23 protein-coding genes and 1 tRNA gene are annotated in these 18,156 nt (G+C 72.3%); 5 read left to right on the top strand and 19 right to left on the bottom strand.

All coding sequences use genetic code 11. The features are described from left to right. Positions 1-151: 151 nt before the first annotated feature. The 10 genes from ftsR to PSH03_RS09945 all read right to left on the bottom strand — a co-directional run bounded on the left by ftsR (position 152) and on the right by PSH03_RS09945 (position 7,740). Complete coding sequence (ftsR, locus tag PSH03_RS09990; protein WP_210783828.1) at positions 152-853, bottom strand: transcriptional regulator FtsR; 702 nt, start codon at positions 851-853, stop codon at positions 152-154. Between the two features lie 50 nt (positions 854-903). Then, a complete protein-coding gene (odhI, locus tag PSH03_RS09985) occupies positions 904-1,356 on the bottom strand; it encodes an oxoglutarate dehydrogenase inhibitor Odhl (protein ID WP_007071101.1) in 453 nt (150 codons plus the stop codon). A 214-nt stretch (positions 1,357-1,570) separates the two neighbouring features. After that, complete coding sequence (gcvH, locus tag PSH03_RS09980) at positions 1,571-1,951, bottom strand: glycine cleavage system protein GcvH (RefSeq protein WP_091397961.1); 381 nt, start codon at positions 1,949-1,951, stop codon at positions 1,571-1,573. 60 nt (positions 1,952-2,011) lie between these two features. Next, positions 2,012-3,022: a DUF881 domain-containing protein gene (locus PSH03_RS09975; protein WP_210783826.1), complete on the bottom strand. Its 1,011-nt coding sequence runs from the start codon at positions 3,020-3,022 to the stop codon at positions 2,012-2,014. Positions 3,023-3,033: 11 nt separating this feature from the next. Then, positions 3,034-3,366 carry a small basic family protein gene (locus tag PSH03_RS09970; protein WP_030327710.1) on the bottom strand — a complete coding sequence of 111 codons (333 nt, stop codon included), beginning with the start codon at positions 3,364-3,366 and terminating at the stop codon, positions 3,034-3,036. Next, entirely contained in the window at positions 3,363-4,307 is a 945-nt protein-coding gene (locus PSH03_RS09965; protein WP_210783824.1) for a DUF881 domain-containing protein, read from the bottom strand. The genes PSH03_RS09970 and PSH03_RS09965 overlap by 4 nt, the downstream gene beginning before the upstream one ends. Further along, positions 4,304-4,936 (bottom strand): cardiolipin synthase ClsA, encoded by a 633-nt coding sequence (gene clsA / locus PSH03_RS09960; protein WP_238688931.1) that lies wholly within the window; start codon positions 4,934-4,936, stop codon positions 4,304-4,306. Before clsA ends, PSH03_RS09965 begins: the two co-directional genes overlap by 4 nt. A gap of 295 nt (positions 4,937-5,231) precedes the next feature. Continuing rightward, positions 5,232-5,693 (bottom strand): MarR family winged helix-turn-helix transcriptional regulator, encoded by a 462-nt coding sequence (locus PSH03_RS09955; protein ID WP_210783872.1) that lies wholly within the window; start codon positions 5,691-5,693, stop codon positions 5,232-5,234. Positions 5,694-5,749: 56 nt separating this feature from the next. Then, on the bottom strand, positions 5,750-6,922 hold the full coding sequence (locus PSH03_RS09950; protein ID WP_210783820.1) for a PP2C family protein-serine/threonine phosphatase: 1,173 nt from the start codon (positions 6,920-6,922) through the stop codon (positions 5,750-5,752). Positions 6,923-6,993: 71 nt separating this feature from the next. Continuing rightward, positions 6,994-7,740, bottom strand: a complete 747-nt coding sequence (locus tag PSH03_RS09945; protein WP_238688930.1) for an SAM-dependent methyltransferase — start codon at positions 7,738-7,740, stop codon at positions 6,994-6,996. A gap of 113 nt (positions 7,741-7,853) precedes the next feature. Here PSH03_RS09945 and PSH03_RS09940 point away from each other — a divergent pair, with 113 nt between their 5' ends. The 3 genes from PSH03_RS09940 (at position 7,854) to PSH03_RS09930 (ending at position 9,521) form a co-directional block, all read left to right on the top strand. Then, a complete protein-coding gene (locus PSH03_RS09940) occupies positions 7,854-8,735 on the top strand; it encodes a universal stress protein (RefSeq protein WP_210783816.1) in 882 nt (293 codons plus the stop codon). Positions 8,736-8,835: 100 nt separating this feature from the next. Next, on the top strand, positions 8,836-9,048 hold the full coding sequence (locus PSH03_RS09935) for a phosphatidylethanolamine-binding protein (protein ID WP_088948250.1): 213 nt from the start codon (positions 8,836-8,838) through the stop codon (positions 9,046-9,048). Continuing rightward, positions 9,045-9,521 (top strand): hypothetical protein, encoded by a 477-nt coding sequence (locus PSH03_RS09930; protein ID WP_210783814.1) that lies wholly within the window; start codon positions 9,045-9,047, stop codon positions 9,519-9,521. Before PSH03_RS09935 ends, PSH03_RS09930 begins: the two co-directional genes overlap by 4 nt. 8 nt (positions 9,522-9,529) lie before the next feature. Here PSH03_RS09930 and PSH03_RS09925 read toward each other — a convergent pair whose 3' ends face one another. Next, entirely contained in the window at positions 9,530-9,733 is a 204-nt protein-coding gene (locus tag PSH03_RS09925; RefSeq protein WP_210783812.1) for a hypothetical protein, read from the bottom strand. Between the two features lie 135 nt (positions 9,734-9,868). Here PSH03_RS09925 and PSH03_RS09920 point away from each other — a divergent pair, with 135 nt between their 5' ends. Continuing rightward, positions 9,869-10,519, top strand: coding sequence for a hypothetical protein (locus tag PSH03_RS09920; RefSeq protein WP_210783810.1), 651 nt, complete (start codon positions 9,869-9,871; stop codon positions 10,517-10,519). A gap of 5 nt (positions 10,520-10,524) precedes the next feature. Here PSH03_RS09920 and PSH03_RS09915 read toward each other — a convergent pair whose 3' ends face one another. The 5 genes from PSH03_RS09915 to PSH03_RS09895 form a co-directional block, all read right to left on the bottom strand. Continuing rightward, complete coding sequence (locus tag PSH03_RS09915; RefSeq protein ID WP_036410487.1) at positions 10,525-10,710, bottom strand: hypothetical protein; 186 nt, start codon at positions 10,708-10,710, stop codon at positions 10,525-10,527. Between the two features lie 72 nt (positions 10,711-10,782). After that, positions 10,783-12,060, bottom strand: coding sequence for a hemolysin family protein (locus PSH03_RS09910; RefSeq protein ID WP_210783871.1), 1,278 nt, complete (start codon positions 12,058-12,060; stop codon positions 10,783-10,785). Between the two features lie 80 nt (positions 12,061-12,140). Continuing rightward, entirely contained in the window at positions 12,141-12,338 is a 198-nt protein-coding gene (locus tag PSH03_RS09905) for a hypothetical protein (protein ID WP_030327722.1), read from the bottom strand. A gap of 39 nt (positions 12,339-12,377) precedes the next feature. Next, a complete protein-coding gene (locus PSH03_RS09900; RefSeq protein WP_238688929.1) occupies positions 12,378-13,118 on the bottom strand; it encodes a hypothetical protein in 741 nt (246 codons plus the stop codon). Between the two features lie 55 nt (positions 13,119-13,173). Then, complete coding sequence (locus tag PSH03_RS09895; protein WP_238688928.1) at positions 13,174-13,782, bottom strand: TetR/AcrR family transcriptional regulator; 609 nt, start codon at positions 13,780-13,782, stop codon at positions 13,174-13,176. 95 nt (positions 13,783-13,877) lie between these two features. Between PSH03_RS09895 and PSH03_RS09890 the strand changes: the two genes are divergently transcribed. After that, positions 13,878-14,918 carry an NAD(P)-dependent alcohol dehydrogenase gene (locus PSH03_RS09890; protein WP_238688927.1) on the top strand — a complete coding sequence of 347 codons (1,041 nt, stop codon included), beginning with the start codon at positions 13,878-13,880 and terminating at the stop codon, positions 14,916-14,918. Positions 14,919-14,942: 24 nt separating this feature from the next. On the opposite strand, the gene selB is transcribed toward PSH03_RS09890, so the two are convergent. The 3 genes from selB to PSH03_RS09875 all read right to left on the bottom strand — a co-directional run bounded on the left by selB (position 14,943) and on the right by PSH03_RS09875 (position 18,153). Next, positions 14,943-16,727, bottom strand: coding sequence for a selenocysteine-specific translation elongation factor (gene selB / locus PSH03_RS09885; protein ID WP_238688926.1), 1,785 nt, complete (start codon positions 16,725-16,727; stop codon positions 14,943-14,945). A gap of 2 nt (positions 16,728-16,729) precedes the next feature. Next, positions 16,730-18,034: an L-seryl-tRNA(Sec) selenium transferase gene (gene selA, locus PSH03_RS09880; protein ID WP_238688925.1), complete on the bottom strand. Its 1,305-nt coding sequence runs from the start codon at positions 18,032-18,034 to the stop codon at positions 16,730-16,732. Between the two features lie 23 nt (positions 18,035-18,057). Further along, positions 18,058-18,153 (bottom strand) — tRNA-Sec (locus tag PSH03_RS09875). Positions 18,154-18,156: the final 3 nt, after the last annotated feature.

Raw genomic sequence — 18,156 nt, 5'->3', positions numbered from 1 at the left:
CGCGCCCTTCCCTGCACGGTACACGGACCGCAACACGGCCGTCCCATGCGCTACAGCACCACGCCCGCGCCGAAAAGGGGTTACCCCGGCAAGCCTACGGCACGCTTCCCGGAAGAGATCTTTCCGCTCAGCCGCCACCCACCGGGCACCCTCACCGACCCAACGTCGACCGCAGCCCCACCCGCACCAACGCCGCGTGCAACTGCTCCGACAACGCCACCAACTCCCGCGCCGTCTCCGCAGCCCGCGCCCGCGCCGCCGGATCACTCTGCCGCGCCAACGGCGCCACCAACTGCGCGAACAAACCGACCTCCCGGTCCGCCGCCGTCCGATAACCCCGCAGGTGCCGCGGCTCCAACCCGTACGCCGCCAACCCCGCCACCGCCGACGCGATGATCAGAGCATCCGCGTCATACCACCCCGGCGGATCCGACACCAGCACACCGAGCCGCTCCAACTCCACCAACGTCGACTCGTCGATCCCACTACGCGCCACCAGATCCACCCGGCCGAGCCGCACCTGCGACGACTCGGCCGGCTCCGCCAACTCACGACCCGGCACCGCACCATCGGGACCAACCGCCACCAACGCCGGCCGCGACCGCCCCGGCTGCTCACCGGACGAATCCCACTGGGCCAACTGCTCCCGGATCACCCGCAACGGCAGGTACTTGTCCCGCTGCGCGGTCAACACGAACCGCAACCGCGCCACATCGTCCCAGCTGTACTTCCGGTAACCCGCCGCCGTCCGCTGCGGCTCGACCAAACCCTCGGCCTCAAGAAACCGCAGCTTCGAAATCGTGGTATCCGGAAAATCCACCCGCAACTGCCCAAGCACCTCACCGATGCTCATCAGCGGCTCAGACCGAGCCGCCCCGGGTGACATGGAGGCCGCAGGCTCGTTCACCCCCGGCCGGCCTCCTCCTCCGGGCGCGGACCGGCGATGAACACCACCCGGAACTTACCGATCTGGACCTCGTCACCATTGCTCAACGTGGCCGCCTCAACCCGCTCACGATTGACGTACGTGCCATTCAGGCTGCCCACGTCCCGCACCGTGAACGTCCCACCATCACGGTGGAACTCCGCATGCCGACGCGACACCGTCACGTCGTCCAGGAAGATGTCACTGTCCGGGTGCCGGCCACTGGTCGTCACATCGTGGTCCAACAAGAACCGGGCACCCGCATTCGGACCTCGACGAACCACCAGCAGCGCCATACCCGGCGGCAACGAACCGGACATCCGGCTCGGCACCACATCGGTATCCGGCCCCTCCAGCACTTCGTCGAGCGAACCGAGATTGAGCGTCGAAGTGACGTCGAGTGGGGGGAACTCGTCGTCTGGCCGCGTCATGGGACCACCTCACGGATCTGTTCGGTCGGCGTCGGGTAATGGCGGGTCTGGCCGCCGGGCACTTGAACACCCGGCGGCTGGCTCCCCGTGCCCGGGAAGGCAATTCCGCAACGCTCAACTATTGGGTTCTCGGTCGACTGGGCGAGCCTAGCCAGCGCCGAAATGCAGGGCAACCGGACGCGCGCAGACATCCCACGCACCGGATCAAGCACACTCAGCCTTCGGTGATCTTCTGATACGCGGCCGCCGTCAGCAACCCATCCGTCGCAGTCGGATCATTCGGCGTGATCTCCACCAACCAACCCTCACCGTACGGATCAGTGTTGATCAGCTCAGGCGTGTCAGCCAACGCGTCGTTGCGCGCCGCCACCGTACCGGCCACCGGCGCGTAGATCTCCGACACACTCTTGGTCGACTCGATCTCACCCAACGAGTCACCGGCCGCGACCACCGCACCCGCCTCGGGCAACTGCACGTACACGATGTCACCGAGCGCGTCCTGCGCGAAGTGGGTGATGCCGACCCGGACCGAAGCCGTGCCGTCACCCGCCACCCACTCATGCTCGGCGGTGTATCGCAGATCCTCGGGAATCACCAGACGCGTCCTTCATCCATCGGTGCCCCGGACCACCCGGGTCCGGCGCGGCCGCGCCGGTCAGGAGACCGGACGGGCGTGTTCCAACTTGATCGGCACGTGCAGCGCCGAAACCTCGGCAACCTCACGCTCCCCAAACGTCACGTTACCGCCGTCACCCCGGACCGACGCCACCACCCCACCAGGAATGTTCAACGCCGTACGCATCGTCGCCGGATCACCGATCACCGTGATCGTGTACGGCCCCGACAACCGACGCCCCTCCACCATCAACGACCCGTTGTCCCTATCGTCGAGGAAGTACGTCGACGCGATGATCCGCACCGTCGCCCGATCCCCACCGGAGATCTGCATCGCCTCGGCACCCGCACCGCGCAGCTCCTGCACCGCGTCCAACACCCGGTTCGCCGAGATCGGCTTCACCCCGGCGTCGAACTGCACAGTCAACCCCGGGCCTACCGCCGGCAACGTCCCCGCCAGGATGCCCAACTCGTCCGCCCGCCGCGTCGCCTCATCCAACGCCGCCTGACGACCCTGCTCACCCGAGCGCAACTGCCGCTGACTGTCCTCCAGAGCCCGGATGTCCTGCTGCAGGCGGTTCTCCCGCGCATCCAGATCCGACAGGATCCGGACCAGGTCCTCCTGCCGGGTGGCACCCAGCGTCGGGTCCGTCGACGTCGTCTTCAACTGCACGACCAACGTGAACCCCAGCAACGCCAACAACGCGGCGATCATCACCCCGGCCGTACTCACCCGGGACCGACCAGCCACCACCGGCGCCACCGACTCCCCCACCGGCTCCGCCAACCCGTCGGAATCCGCGACCGGCTCCCCCGACCGCGACACCGCGCTCAGGTCCACCGTCGCACCATCATCAACCGGCTCCACGCCCGGCTCCGCCGCAGGCTCGTCATCCGACGGCTGCGCCGGCCCCTGCGGCGCCAACGGGCTCAACTCATCCGGATCCGGCGCATCCGGCCGCGGATCCGGCTCACCCGCCGGCCCAGCCGGCCGCACCGGACCCGCCGGCTGCGGCCACCCGGTCCCCGTGTCGGTCTGCTCGTCACTCATCGCAACCCAACCTACGCCCGGAACAGGTGCCGACGGATCGCCGCCACGTTGCCGAAGATACGCACACCCAACACAACCACCACACCGGTGGACAACTGCCCACCCACCCCCAACTGGTCACCCAGATACACGATCAGACCAGCCACCAGCACGTTCGAAATGAACGACACCACGAACTGCTTGTCGTCGAAGATGCGGTCCAACCGGGCCCGCACCCCACCGAACACCGCGTCCAACGCGGCCACCACCGCGATCGGCAGGTACGGCTGCAACGCCGCCGGCACCGTGGGATCAAGCCACACGCCCAACACCACACCGGCGAGCAACGCCAACACCGCGATCATCGGCCACCTCCGGAGGGGCTAACTGTCGTCGCCGGACCGGACGACCCGGGACTGCCGGAACGGACACCCGACGCGGAAGGGCTCGGACTGACCGACGGCTTGGCGTAGCGTAGCTGCGGCTCCGGCGCCGCCGGCAGGGTGAGGTCATCCGCCTCCCGCACACCGAACGACAACCCCGTCCCCTGCGCGACCTTCCGCATCAGCGCCGCGTTCCGGCTGTCCTCGAACTTGCGCCGCATCGAACCCGGCCCGATCGCCGACACCTCGAACGGCCCGGTCACCGGCCGGAAATCCACCAGCATCGCCTCACCCGCCGACCGGATCGTCGACGTCGACGTCAACCGCTGCCCGTTGATGGCGATCGCCTCCGCGCCAGCACTCCACAACGCGTTCGCCACACCCTGAAGGTCGCTGTAGAGCACCCGCGGCGGCCCAGCGCCGGCACCGGTGACCGCGTCCGCCTTGTCCGGCGCGTCCGCCAACCGCACCACCACACCATCACCGCGCACCCGACCCAGCCCGGTGCTCGCCTCCAGGTTGCGCAACCGGGCGGCAGCCGACCCGCTCAACGCCGCGTCCCGCTGCCGACTGACCTCCTCGCGCAGCTGGTCCGCCTGCGTGGACAACCGATCGGTCTGGCTCTCCCGCTCCTTGATCTGCGCCACCAGACCCGAACGGGCCTGGCTGCGCCCCGGCTCGTCCGCCATCGTCTGCCGGTACGCGACCGCGAACAGGAAACCGAGCATCACCACCACGACCAGGCTCACCGACCGCGCCGGCAGGGCCCGCCACCCCCGCGCCGGAGCCGACTCCGCCGAGCGCCGACGCGCCGCAGCCGCGTCCGCGTACCCCGGATCCAGCGGGTTGCGGAACAGCTCGGTGAGGAAATCCGGCGCGTACACCCGGTCCTGGCCGGGTTTGCCCAGCCGAGGCGCGCTCACGCCGCCGCTCCCGGACCGCGCGCCGCGCGCACCAGCCGGGCCGCCTGCACCACGTACATCCCGCCGGCCACCCAGTACAGCACCAGCCCCCACCAGGCCAACGCCCAACCGATGGCGCTCGTCGCCGTCGCCACGTCGGTCGCCGCGCTGGCCAACAGCAGCACCGGGAACGCCGCGAGCAGCAGGAACGTGGCGGTCTTGCCCACGTAGTGCACCGGCGGCGGCCCGTACCCGTAGCGACGCAGCACCGCCAGCGAGGCCAGCAGGAGCACCTCACGGGCCAGCAGCGCCGCGGTGAACTGCCACGGCACCACCTCCCGCACGGTGAAGGCGACCAGGGTGGCGAGGATGTAGAGCCGGTCGGCGAGCGGGTCGAGCAGCTCGCCCAGGCGGCTGACCTGGTGCAGGCGGCGGGCGATCCAGCCGTCGACCCAGTCGGTGGTGCCGCCGATGGCCAGCACCACGACCGCGGCCACGTCGGCCCGCACCACCAGGAACAGATAGAGGAAGAGCGGCACGCCCAGCAGCCGCCCGAAGCTGATCAGGTTGGGCAGGGTGAGGACCTGGTTGCCGGGAGTCTCGTCACCGGTGTCCCGCGGTTGCTCCGCCCGAGCCGGCCGACGCGACACCGATCCTCCTCCACGGCACGCGGGCCCCCGGCCGGCGCCGGGCGCGGCTGAGGGTCGTACGCGCTGTCGGGCCGACCAGCGCCGGCTCTCCCCTGCGGCCCCGGGCGGGGCCCCTTCCCCTGATGCGGCCCGCGATCTCGATGATCGCGGGCCGGGTAGGTGCGCTGCCACTATATCGGGCTTCCTCTCGCTGGCAGGGCGCCGCCGCGGGCTGTCGGTGCGGCTGTGCCGCACTGTGGCGTGGATCACCACGCCTAAAGCGTCCTAGGATACTAGTGGAAGGGGGGGACGGCGCTCAGGCCGTCTGGACGGCGGGCTCGGTCTGCTGCTCGGGAACCGAGGTCGCCGCCCGAGCGAACCCGGCGAGCGCCAGCAACAGCTCGTGCTGCATCCGCACCGGCATCCGGTCCAACACCGCCTGCACCGCGCGCTGCCGCCGCTCGGCCAACTCCCCCAACAGGGTCAGCGCCGCAGCGGTCGGCACCAACCGCACCTCACGCCGGTCACGGGGATCGGCCACCCGACGCAACAGCCCGGTCGCCTCCAGCCGGTCGCACAGGCGGCTCGCCGAGGAGGGCACCACGTCCAGCAACTCCGCCAAACCGTTGACGTTGGTCTCCGGCCGACCGCTGATCAGCGTGAGCACTCTCAGCTGGGTGGGCGGCACCTGATGCCGCGACGCGGCAGACTCCAGCACGGCGATCAGCGTCCCGGCGGCCGCGTCGATCGCCGCGGCGAGATCCGCAGGTCGCTCCACCTGATGTCCCCTGCCGTCGTCGCGCTGGTGCCCGCCCGGCAACGCGGCGGCGAATCTCACCCCGTGCCCCGTTCGCGCGGACCGTGCCAGTCCAGACAGACCACGACGGCGTCGTCGCGCAGATCGGAATCCGCGTGATAGGCGTGCAGTTCGCGCATCACCGTACCAACCGCCTCGGCCGGCGGCTGCAGCCGCGTGGCGCGCAGGGACCGAGCCATCACCCGCTGCCCGTACGGCTCCTGACCCGGCGGCTCGGCGGCCCACACCCCGTCACTGACCACGAAGAGCCGGTCACCCGGGGCGAGTTGCACCTCCTGAAGCTCGTAGCGGGTCTCGGCGAACATGCCCAGTGGCAGTTGCTGATCGAGCTTCATCGGCTCGACAGTGGACCCCCGCATCCGCAACAGATGGGGGGAGCCCGCGTCGACGGCACGCACCCGGCCGAGGCGAGTGTCCAGCTCCAACAGCAGGGTGGCCACGTACCGGGCGCCCCGGTGTTGGTAGAAGACCGTGTCCGAGGCCAGCTCGGCCTGTTCCACCAGGCCGCCACCGGAGCGCCGCGCGTTGCGCATCGCGTTGACAGTGACGGCGGTCAACAGGGACGCCGCCAGCCCACTGCCCTCGCCGTTGAGCACCGTCACGGTGAGACGGTCGCCGTCCAACGACCAGTCGAAGTGGTCGCCGCCGACTGTGTACGCCGGTTCCAGCTGGCCGGCCAGATCGAACGCGTGGTGCGACACACCACGACCGGGCAGCAGGTCCCACTGCATCTCGGCGGCCATCGTCAGTCGCTCCCGACGGCGGGCCCGCCGGTAACGGTCGGTCTCCCGGTCCGCCGCGCGCATCGCCACCGCCAGAGCGCCGGCGATGTCCGTCGCCCGACCGGTGACCGTCGCGTTGGGTACGGTCGGAAGCTCGATCAGCAGCACACCAAGCCGCTCCCCCCACACCGTCAAGGGCAGGTAGAGCCGGCAGGGGCCATCACCGTCGCGTACCGGCTGCTGGCTGCTGAAGCAGCGCTGCGCCATGGTGTGGCAGGCCAGGAAGCCGCCCGCCGGCAGGTCCGGGTCCAGCACCGGCCACAGGCCGCTGATCCGGTAGTCGGCGACGAAGACGTCGGTGCGCAGCGCGCCCATCGTGGACCGGATCGCCCGGTCCGCCGCCTCCGCCAGCTGGTCGGGCGGCGCCTCGCGCAACGCGCGCGACACCACGTCCGGCGCGTCTACCATCGTCGCCCTCCCCAGAAGCTTGCCATAGGGCAAGCATCATACGGACGCCCCCGGACAGACGAGCGGCGCGGTCAGTCCTCCGCGCGGGTCGCGAGCACACCGTGAAACGCGTCGGGCACCCGCGCCGGCGGGCCGTCCGGCCGCCACTCGGCGACCGGGACGATCCCGTCCGCCGTCGGCGCCCACCGACCCAGCAGGGGCGCGAACGCCGCCGGTGGACGCATCCGGAACTGCGGCCCCATCATGGCCAGCGCCTGCGGATGACCGGCCAACTCTTCGGTGTCGAAGTCCACAGCGAGCAGGCTGCCCGGCGCCGCGGCAGCGTACAACTCGTCGAGGGTGCGGGTCAGCGTGGCGTCGTCGAGGAACGCGGCCAGGCCGAGGAAGACCACCCCGACCGGCCGCCGACCCCAGCCCGGCACGAAACGGTGCAGTTGGGCCGGGTCGATGGTGCCGATGTCGGTCGCGTCGCCGAAGCCGTAGCCGGCCCGGTCGCTGCCGGCGAGGATGCTCTGCCCCAGTCGGATGGTGACCGGGTCGACGTCGGTGTAGAGCACTGTCGCCTCGGTGGCGACCTCGTGCACGTTGCCCATCGTCGGCACCCCGGCGCCGAACACCAGGAACCCGTCAACGCCCTGCTCGGCCATCTCCCGCACCGCCCGGCCCAGGAACGCCCGCAGCTCGCCGAACACCGGAGCGCACGGGCCGTACGCCTGCTCGAACGCGTTCGCGGCGGCCACGTCCACGGGAAAGTGATGCTGCCCGCCGAGCCAAAAGTCGATCATGCGAGCGGTGCTCGGCTGGTCTGGTTCACCCATCGGCGGCGCTCCCTCCCCGGTCGTCGCCAGCGTACCGACCGGGACGTGCTCAGCGGTATCGCGGCGCGAGGGCGTCCGGGCCCGCGATACTGGCCGCGAGCGGGAGGTGGGCGGTGAACTCGGCGAACAACGCGGCGGTGGTGGTCGGCGTCGACGGCTCGGAGTCGGCGCTGCGCGCCGTGCGTCTCGCCGCGACCGAGGCGGCGCGCCGGCACCGACCGCTGCGGGTCGTGCACGGCTTCATCTGGCCGCTGCTGCACGTACCGGTCTCCCCCGCCCCGGACGCGCCGCCCGGCGGTGGGCTGCGCCACCAGGCCGAGGAACTCGTCGAGGCCGCCGTGCGCGAGGCCGAGGCGACAGTGCCCGGGATGTCGATCTCCGGCGAGATCATCGACGGTGAGGCCGCAGCGGTGCTGGTGGGCGAATCCCCCACCGCCGCGCTCATAGTGCTCGGCGACCGCGGGCTGGGTGGGTTCTCCGCCCTGCTGGTCGGCTCGGTCGCGGTGCAGGTCGCCGCGTACGCCGACTGCCCGGTGCTGGTCGCGCGCGGCACGCAACGACCCGACGAGCCGGTCCTGGTCGCGGTGGACGGCTCGGACGCCTCCCGGCGGGCGGCGGACTTCGCCGCCGAGACCGCCGTGTCGCTCGGCGTGCCGCTGGTGGCCGTGCACGCCTACCGACACCCCGGCAGCAGCGGCCCGGGCGACATGCAACCCCTGGTGTACGACGAGGCGAAGCTGCGCGGCGAGCAGGAGCGGATGCTCGCCGGGTGGCTGACCGGGCTCACCGAGGACCACAGGGGTCTGCGGTTGACCTGCCAGGTGGTGCACGGCCGACCCGGCACCGTGCTCGCCGAGGCGTCCCGCTCCGCCCAACTCGCCGTCGTCGGTGGGCGCGGGCGCGGCGAGGTGACCGGGTTGCTGCTGGGGTCGGTGAGCCAGTCGATGCTGCACCACGCGCAGTGCCCGGTGGTAGTGGTCCGCGCGCCCCAGTAGCGGCGCCGGGGTTGGTCCGCCGCCAGACGGGTAGACGGCCGCGGTACGCCCAGCGGACGGTGGGCAGCACCAGGTGCCCAGACCGACGAAGGAGGCACAGATGCCAGGACCACGGCCGGGCAGTAACGCGTACGACAAGCAGCGCGCGCGGTTGCGCAACGCGATCGACGACTCCGGGCGTCGAGTACCCGACGGCAAGGCCAACCAGGTCGCGAACCGGATCCTCCAGGAGGATCGCGGTCAACGGGGCGTGGTGCGCGGTGAGCGGACGTACGGCCCGAAGAGCGAGCGCGAACCGGGCGACCCGAAGTGAGGACTGTCGACGTTGCCGACGGCGCGATCGCGGGCGCCGTCGGCAGCACCGCGCTGAACGTGGTCAGCTACCTCGACATGGCGCTACGGGGACGGCCGGAGAGCGACGTCCCCCAGGAGACCGTCGACCGGCTGGCCGGGATCGCGCACGTGGACCTGGGGAACGGGGCCCGGGCGGCCAACCGCCGCTCGGGCCTCGGGCCGCTGATCGGTTACGGGCTCGGCGTCGCCGCGGGCGTCGGGTTCGCGCTCTACGCCGGTGGTCGACGTCAGCCGTTGCCGGTGGCCACCGGTCTGCTCGGCGCGGGCGTGATGACCATGACCGACGGGTCGATCACCGTGCTCGGGATCAGCGACCCGCGTACGTGGCGGCGCTCCGACTGGATCTCCGACATCATCCCGCACCTCGCGTACGGACTGGCGGCCGCCGCCACCTGGAACAGGTTGCGGCGGCCGCCAGCCCGCGGTCGCTAGCCCATCGGTCAGCGGGTGTCGCTGTCGTCCTCGGCCACCGGCTCGCCGGCCGGGCCGTACGGCGACACCTGCCCCTTGGGCACCGGTCGACCGGCGTCCCCGCGCGACGTCCCACTGTTGAGCGGGTGCCCGGTCGGCTTGGGCCCCTTGCTGTCCTGGCTGGTGGCGCCCTTGGCGTTGCGCCGGAACTCTTCCTGCTGCGGATTGACCACGGGTGTCTCCCTTCCGGGTACGGCAGGCGGCATCGACCGCCTCCACGCCTCGGCATACCCGCCCGCCCCGGTGGCATTCCGGCCACTGTCAGCGGTGCGACGGCTACCGAGTCCCCAAGTGGGTAACCCGACGGGGTGGGCAATGATCGAACTGTGGTGCGGGTGCTGCTCGACCGGCGTGGCCGCACGTACGCGGAGGAGGCCGGCATCCGGCTCTCCGACCGGCCGGGGCCGCTGTATCAGCTGCTGGTGCTGACCACGTTGCTGAGCACCCGGATCCGCGCGTGCGTGGCGGTGGACGCCGCGCGGGAGCTGTTCGCCGCCGGCTACCGCACTCCACAGGCCATGGAGGCGGCCAGTTGGCAGGAGCGCGTCGACGCGCTGGGCCGGGGCCACTACCGCCGCTACGACGAGCGGACCGCCACCATGCTCGGCACCGGCGCCCGGCTGTGCCTGGACCGTTGGCACGGTGACCTGCGACGCCTGCACCGGGAGGCCCAGGGCGACCCGACCGGGTTGCGGCGGCGGCTCACCGAGTTCCCCGGCATCGGCCCCACCGGCGCGGACATCTACCTGCGCGAGGCGCAGACGGTCTGGTCGGACGTGCGCCCGTACGCCGACCGTCGGGCCCTGGCCGGGGCGAAGCGGCTGGGTCTGCCGGGGTCCCCGGACCGGCTCGCCGGTCTCGTCGACGAACCGGACTTCGGCCGGCTCGCGTCAGCGCTGGTGCGGGTGGCGCTGGGTGAGGAGTCCGCCGGTGAGGTCACCCGCGTCGCCGCCCGCTGAGGCGCTCACTTGACCGTCTTGTCCCCCGGGCGGGTCAGGTGCCACACCAGCAGCGCGGCGAGCAACGCCAGGACCACCACCCCGCCGGAGATGCCACGGCCCTCCTCGGGGCTGCGGCCGGCGCTGCCGAAGTAGATCACCGCGAGGCCGGCCAGCACCGTGACGAACGTACGCAACCCTCGGTCCTTCACGTCTGGCACCGTAGGCGTACCGCGTTCCCGCTTTGTCGATTTGGGCATTGTGTCAGTCTTCTGGGTGACGGCTCAGCGCTCGGTGACGAACCCGCAGAGCCGCACCCTGCGCACCGCCCGGTCGGCGACCTCCACCACCTGCAGGGTCAGCCCGGGCAGCCGCACCGTCTCACCCGGGGAGTCCGGCAGGTGCCGCAGTCGGGCCAGCACCAGACCAGCCACCGTCGTGTAGTCCCGGGACAACGGAAAGCTCAGCCGCACCCCCAGGTCGGGCAGGTCGTGCAGCGGAAAGTCACCGGGCACCAGCAGCGACCCGTCCGGTTCCCGGACGACCCCGCGCACGTCCCGGTCGGTCTCGTCGTACAACTCGCCAACCACCTCGGCCAGCAGATCCTCCATGGTGACCATGCCGTCGATGCCCCCGTGCTCGTCGACCACCAGGGCCAGTTGCTGATGCTCCTGGCGCAGCTGACGCATCGCGTCGGCGACCGGCAGGGTCACCGGCAACAGCAGCGGCGCCCGGACCCGCTCACCCACCGGGGCGGTGCCGGCCCGCACCAGGTCGCGGATGTGCACCACCCCGAGCACCTCGTCCAGGCCGCCGGGGCCGGTGACGGGAGCGCGGGACCGCCCGGCGGCGGCCAACTGTCGGACCCCCTCGTCGGCGGCCAGACCGGCCGGCAGCGTGGTCACCTCCCGCCGGGCCACCAGGATCTCCCGCAGCGTCCGGCCGGCGATGTCGAACGCGCCGGTCAGGATCTCCCGCTGCTGGGCCGACAGGCCGCGCTGGCTGGCCAGCATCTCCCGCAGCTCCTCCTCGGTCGTCTCCTCCCGGTTCGCCCGCGGGTCCCCACCGGCGAGCCGCACGACCGCGTCGGTGGCCCGGCTGAGCAGCCACACCGCCGGCCGGGACAGCCGAGCCAGCAGATCCAACGGGCCGGCGCTCAGCAGCGCCCAACGCTCGGCCCGCTGCATGGCCAGCCGCTTCGGGGCCAACTCCCCGAGCACCAGCGTGACGAACGTCAGCAGCACCGTCACCAGCAGCACCGCGGCGGGACGCGCCGCCCCGCCGAGGAAACCCAACGGCCCGACCAACGGAGAGGCCAACGACACCGCTGCCGCCGCCGAGGCCAGGAACCCGGCCAGGGTGATGCCGAGCTGAATCGTGGCCAGGTAACGGTTCGGGTCGCGAGACAGCTGCACCAACCGGTCGCCGGCACGGCTGCGCCGACCCAGCCGCCGCAACTGCCCCTCCCGCAGGGTCACCAGCGCCATCTCGCTGCCGGAGAGCGCGGCGTTGACCAGCACCAGCACGGCCACCAACGCCAACTGCCCGAGCTGACCGCCCATCGCGTACCCCCGTCCGCCGTCTGAGGTCACTCAACCGCAGCGGGGCGCGGCGCGGGCCCGGTTCGCGACCGCGCCCCCGCTCAGTCGACCTCCAGGTCGTCCAGAGAGATGGCGTGGGTCATCAGCCACCGGGCCAGCGCCGACATCCCGAACAGCCACAGCGGCACCGACTCGGTGGGGCCGTTGGTGGCGTAGATGGCGAAGCGCAGGTCCGGCGCGCGGTACGCCTCGATCCGCCACCGGTGCTGCCGGTCCCGCCAGACCGCCGAAGGGTCCATGGCGTCACCGTAGGTGACCATCGCCGCCTCGGGGGCCGGTTAGCCGGGCACCGCCGTGCTGCCGAGCAGCCAACGGGCCACCGACACAAGCAGGCCGATCCCGATTCCGGCGAGGATCAACCAACCGAAGCCACGCCAGCCCGAGCCCCGGTCGGGGACCGGTGCTGGCGGGGGCCGCCAGAGCTCCCGGTACGTCCAGGCGAGCACACCCGTGCCGAAAGGCAGCAGCCCGATCCAGAACCAGAACCATCGGGTACCGGCCAGCGGTGGCGCGCCGCCGATCAACCGGCCCAGCCAGAGCAGAGTCAACACACCGGCGAGCAGGCCCGCGGTGTTCGCGATCCGGTGCGCGGTGTCGTCGCCGGCGTGCCACGGGTCGGCTACGGCGGCGAGCCGCGCATCCAGGCCGATGTGCGCCGACCGGCCCGGCTCAGCGGGGTACGACTGCGGTTCGGGCGGTTGGACGGGGGCGTACCGGGTCTGACCGCTCGGCAGCGTCCACGCGATCATCCAACCCTGCTCGGCGGGCCGTAGCTCAGGTCGACTTCCCCAGTAGGCGTCGTCGCCGGCCCAGCCATTCGCCCGTTGATAGGTCACCACCCGGCCAGCCGCGAGATCCCGATCGAGCTGGGCTCTGGTCGACTCGTGGGGCTCCACCCACCACGCCAGACCGGCCCACAGCACCCACAACACCGGCAGCCCCCAACGCAGCGCCGCCGGGACGACGACACGCCACTGGCCGCGCGAGGGTTGCGACCGAGACGGGGACACCTCGACCATCAGCCCAGCGTCGCATCGCGGCGCAAGCGTGTCAGCACCGGATCGGTCGCGGCGGTCAGCGGTCAGGTTGATCCTGGTCCGTCGGCACCGTGGCTCGTCGGACGCAATCGCGAAGCAGAGCACGACGCCGGGAATGCACGTCGTCGGGTTCCTGGCTGCTGGCCGCATAGACGTTGCTCACCGGCGACCAGGCCATGGACATCGCGATGACCAGGGCCATGACGTCGAACGGGTCACCGCCGCGGATCCGCCCGGCGGCCTGGGCCTCGGCGATGGCCGTGAGCTTGCGATCGTCGTAGTGCTGGTGGGTCTCGACGAGGTGTCCGGCGGGCCGGCGTTCCAGCCGCGTCCAGGTCGCGAGGCGGATGAGGTCGGGGCGGCGCAGGTATTCGTCGTAGAGGCGAACGGCCCAGTCGGCGAGATCGTCGGCGTCGATGGGCACGACGTTGGTGATGCGCTCCAGCGAGCTGAGGAAGATCGCGTCGAAGAGTCGTTCCTTGTCCCCGAAGTAGGCGTAGAGCTGCGCCTTGTTGGTGCGGGCCGCCGTCACGATGCGTTCGACGCGTGCCCCGGCGATGCCGTGTTGGGCGAACTCCTCGGTGGCGGCGTCCAGGATGCGCTGGTAGGTCGCGGCGCCTCGCGAGGTCAGGGGCTGCTCCGGCATGCTCCCACCCTAGCAAACAGAACGGTTGGTTTGCTTCGGCTCGCCGTCCGACCTAGGCTAAGACAGACCGAACAGTCTGTTTAAAGGAGTCGATCATGCGAGGGACCATTGGATGGCGAGCTACCGGCCCGACGGCGCTGCGGCGTACCCCGATCGAGCGCCGTGACCTACGCCCAGACGACATCGCGGTGCGGATCGACTACTGCGGCGTCTGCCACAGCGACCTGCACGCCCTGCACGACTACGACCAGCACACCAACGCACCCCTGGTGCCGGGTCACGAATTCACCGGCGTGGTGACCGGCACCGGCCCCGAGGTGACCAACTTCTCGATCGGCGAGAGCGTCGCGGTGGGCAACATCGTCGACTCCTGCGGCACCTGCGCCATGTGCGTAGCCGGACAGGAGAACTTCTGCCACTCCTTCCCGACTCTGACCTACGGCGGCAGAGACCGACGGGACGGGTCGACGACCCTGGGTGGCTTCTCCCGCGAATACGTCGTGCGGAACACCTTCGCCTACCCGCTCCCCGCCGGCCTCGACCCGGCCGCAACCGCCCCGCTGCTGTGCGCCGGCGTCACCGTCTGGGAGCCCTTGCGCTCCCATCGCGTCGGCCCAGGCACTCGGGTCGCCGTGGCCGGACTCGGCGGCCTGGGCCACCTCGCGGTCAAGATGGCCGTGGCACTCGGCGCTACCACGACCGTGATCAGCCGTACCCAGGACAAGCGGGACGACGCCCACCGGCTCGGCGCAGACAACTTCGTCGACTCCACCGATCCCCGGGGGATGGCTGCGGCCCGCGACACCTTCGACCTCCTCATCGACACCATCTCCGCACCGCACGACCTCGCCCCGTATCTGAAGCTGGTGGCGATGGACGGCACCCTCAGCCTGCTCGGATTCCTGGGTCCGGTGACCGTCGACACCACCGACCTGCTTGTCGGCCGCAAGAAGCTCAGCTCCGCCGGAAGCGGCGGCCGCCGCTCGACAGCTGAGATGCTCCAGTTCTGCGCCGACAACGGCGTCACCGCCGACATCGAGGTACTCACCTCGGCGCAGGTGGGCACGGCACTCGACCGCCTCCGGCGAAACGACGTCCGCTACCGCTTCGTGCTGGACATGTCCGACCTGGACTGAACGTGGTTGGCCAGGTCGCGGCGCTCAGCTGACGACGATCCGGGCGTCGTCGGGCAGTCGGCGGGTAGCGCCCCGCCGGTCCAGCAGCTCCAGCAGGGGCACCGCCACCCGGCGGGTGGTGTCCAACGCCTGCCGGGCCGCCGAGAGGGTGAACGGCTGCGGCAACCCGGCCAACACGCGGACCGCGTCGTCGAGCGCGTCGGGCAGCAGCACCACGTTGTCGGCCAGCCGCAGCAGGGCGCCGGCCCGCACCGCGGCGCCGATCTCCCGGGGGCCCAGGCCCAGGTCGACGAGGCGGTCCGCCTCAGGGGCGCGGAACGGCCGGTCGCCGTACTCGGCGCGGACCCGTTGCACGGCCAGGGCCACCGGTTCGGGCAGCGCGTCGGCGCCCGCCGCCCCGACCCGACCGGCGTGGATCCGCAGCGGCGGCCGGACCAGCGCCTCGACCAGCACCCGCTCGGGCAGGGCGAGGCGCTGACGCAGCGCGTCCACCGGCATCCCGGGCTCCAACGGGTGTTCCCGCGCGTGCCGGGCGACCTCCTCGGTCAGCTGCTCACCGAGCCGCCGCCAGTGTGCGGGGTCGGCCAGCCAGTCACCGGCCACCGCCTCGGCGTACGCCGGCCCGTCTTGCACCGCCTCGGCGTGCACCGGCACACCCATCCGGATCAACGCGCCGGCCCGGATCAGCCGGCGACGGCGCAGCTCCCCCGCCAGGTCGGGTCGACCGTCCAGCTCGGCCAGGACCTGGGCGCGGGCGGCGGCAGCACCCCGTCGGCCCAGCGGTGGAGGTGCCACATCCAGCACCCGCACCCCGCCGCTGACGTGGTGGCGGCCGGGGTCGCGCAACAGCGCCCGGTCACCCACCAGCAACGGCAGCGGGCGGGCCAACCGCAGCCGGACGGTGTCCGGACCGAGCGGACGCACCCGTACCGGCACCGCCGCCGAGCCGACGTGCAGGGTGAGGGTGGCCGGCAGGTCGGCTGCCGGGTCGCCGGCGAGCCGGACGTCGACCAGGTCGGTGTGGTGAAACCGGCCCGGGGTGAGCAACGCGTCGCCCCGGCCGAGCCGGTCGCGGGGCGTACCGCGCAGGTTGACCGCCACCCGGGCGACCGCCGCCGCCTCCGGTTGGGCCTCGCCGAGAGAGTGCAGGCCACGGACCCGGACCGGTTCGTCGGCGCCGGCCAACTCCAGTTCGTCGCCCACCCGCAGCCGCCCGGCGCCGAGGGTGCCGGTGACGACGGTGCCGCTGCCCCGCACTGTGAAGCTGCGGTCCACCCACAGCCGGACCGGGTCGTCCACCACCGGCGCGGGCAGTTGGGCGGCGAGCCGGCCCAGGGCGGCCCGCAGCTGCGGCAGGCCGGCACCGGTCAGGCCGCTGACCGCCACCGCCGGCACCGCGCCGAGGCTGGTCTCGGCGATCTCGGCGCGGGCGCGGGCCGTCGCCGGCCCCGGATCGGCGAGATCCGCGCGGGTCACCGCCAGCAGGCCGTACGCGACGCCGAGCGCGTCGAGCGCGGCCAGGTGCTCGGCGGACTGCGGCATCCAGCCCTCGTCGGCGGCCACCACGATCAGCGCCGCCGGGACCGGGCCGACCCCGGCGAGCATGTTCGGCACGAACCGCTCGTGCCCGGGTACGTCGACGAAGGCGACGGTGCCGCCGGACGGCAGCGTCGTCCAGGCGAAACCCAGGTCGATCGTCATCCCCCGGCGGCGTTCCTCGGCCCACCGGTCGGGCTCCATCCCGGTCAACGCCCGGACCAGTGTCGACTTGCCGTGGTCGACGTGCCCGGCGGTCGCGACGACGAACACGCTCAGTCCTCGCCGGGTACGCGCAGCACTGCCTCGCGGACGGACTCGTCCGCGTCGGCGGGCACACAGCGCAGGTCGAGCAGGAGCCGGCCGCGCACCACCCGGCCGAGGACCGGCGGGTCACCGGTGCGCAGCGGCGCCGCGTACCGCTCGGGCAGGCTCAACGCCCACGAGTCCAACTCCACCCCGGGGGCGCCGCCCCCACCGACCACCGCGACGGCCGGCACCACCTCCGCCTTGCGGCCGTCCGCGCCGAGCCGGTCCCGCAGCCGCTCCACCCGTTCCCGCAGGGCACCCGGGTCGGTGTGCAGCGCCACCCGGGTCGGAGTGTCCGGTTGGTTCAGGGTGGCGGCCAGCGCGGCCAGGGTGAGTTTGTCCACCCGCAGCGCCCGCGCCAGTGGATGCCGACGCAACCGCTCGATCACCTCGACGTCACCCAGCAACAGCCCCGCCTGCGGCCCACCGAGCAGCTTGTCGCCGCTGGCGGTGACCAGCGCGGCGCCCGCGCGCAGGGTGCTGGCCGCGTCCGGTTCGTCGGGCAGCAGCGCGTCCGCGCCGAGCAGCCCGGAGCCGATGTCCGCGACCACCGGCATCCCGAGCGTGGCCAGTTGCCGTACCCCGACGGCGGAGGTGAAGCCGGTGACCCGGAAGTTCGACGGGTGCACCTTGAGCACGAAGCCGGTCTGCGGGCCGAGCGCGGCGGCGTAGTCCGCGAGGGTGGTGCGGTTGGTGGTGCCCACCTCGCGCAGCCGCGCGCCGGTGCTCTCCAGCAGGTCGGGCAGGCGGAAACCGTCGCCGATCTCGACCAGCTCGCCCCGGCTGACCACGATCTCCCGGCCGGCGGCCAACGCGGTGGCGGCCAGCACCAGCGCGGCGGCACCGTTGTTGACCACGTGCACGGCGCCCGCGTCGGGCACCGCGGCGGCCAGCGCGTCGAGCGCGCCCCGGCCGCGGCGGGCCCGCCGGCCGGTGGCCAGGTCCAACTCGACGTCGGTGTGCCCGGCGGCGGCCACCACCGCGGCGACCGCGGCGGACGACAACGGCGCCCGGCCCAGGTTGGTGTGCAGCACGACACCGGTGGCGTTGAGCACCACCCGGGGGCCGGGCGTGGGCAACGCGGCGACCGCCGCGTCGCGTACCTCGTCGGGTTTGAGCTCACCGCGGCGGGCGCGGCCCTGCGCGTGGGAGACGATCGCCTTGACCCGCTCCCGGCCGAGGGTCACGGTGGCGGCGGCCAGCACCGGGTCGGCGAGCAGCGTGTCCGTACGGGGCACCCGACGTCGCGGGTCCACCGGGCCGTCGCCCATCACGTCATCTCCTGCAAGCGGTGTGGCGGAGACGGACGGGAATCGAACCCGCCTGGCCCGGGTCCCGGACCACTCCGGTTTTGAAGACCGGGAGGGGCACCAGCCGCCTGAACGCCTCCACC

The organism is Micromonospora salmantinae (assembly GCF_022230905.1).
In the GTDB taxonomy this organism is placed as follows: Bacteria; Actinomycetota; Actinomycetes; order Mycobacteriales; family Micromonosporaceae; genus Micromonospora; species Micromonospora salmantinae.
This window is presented reverse-complemented; position numbering and strand designations above follow the sequence as displayed.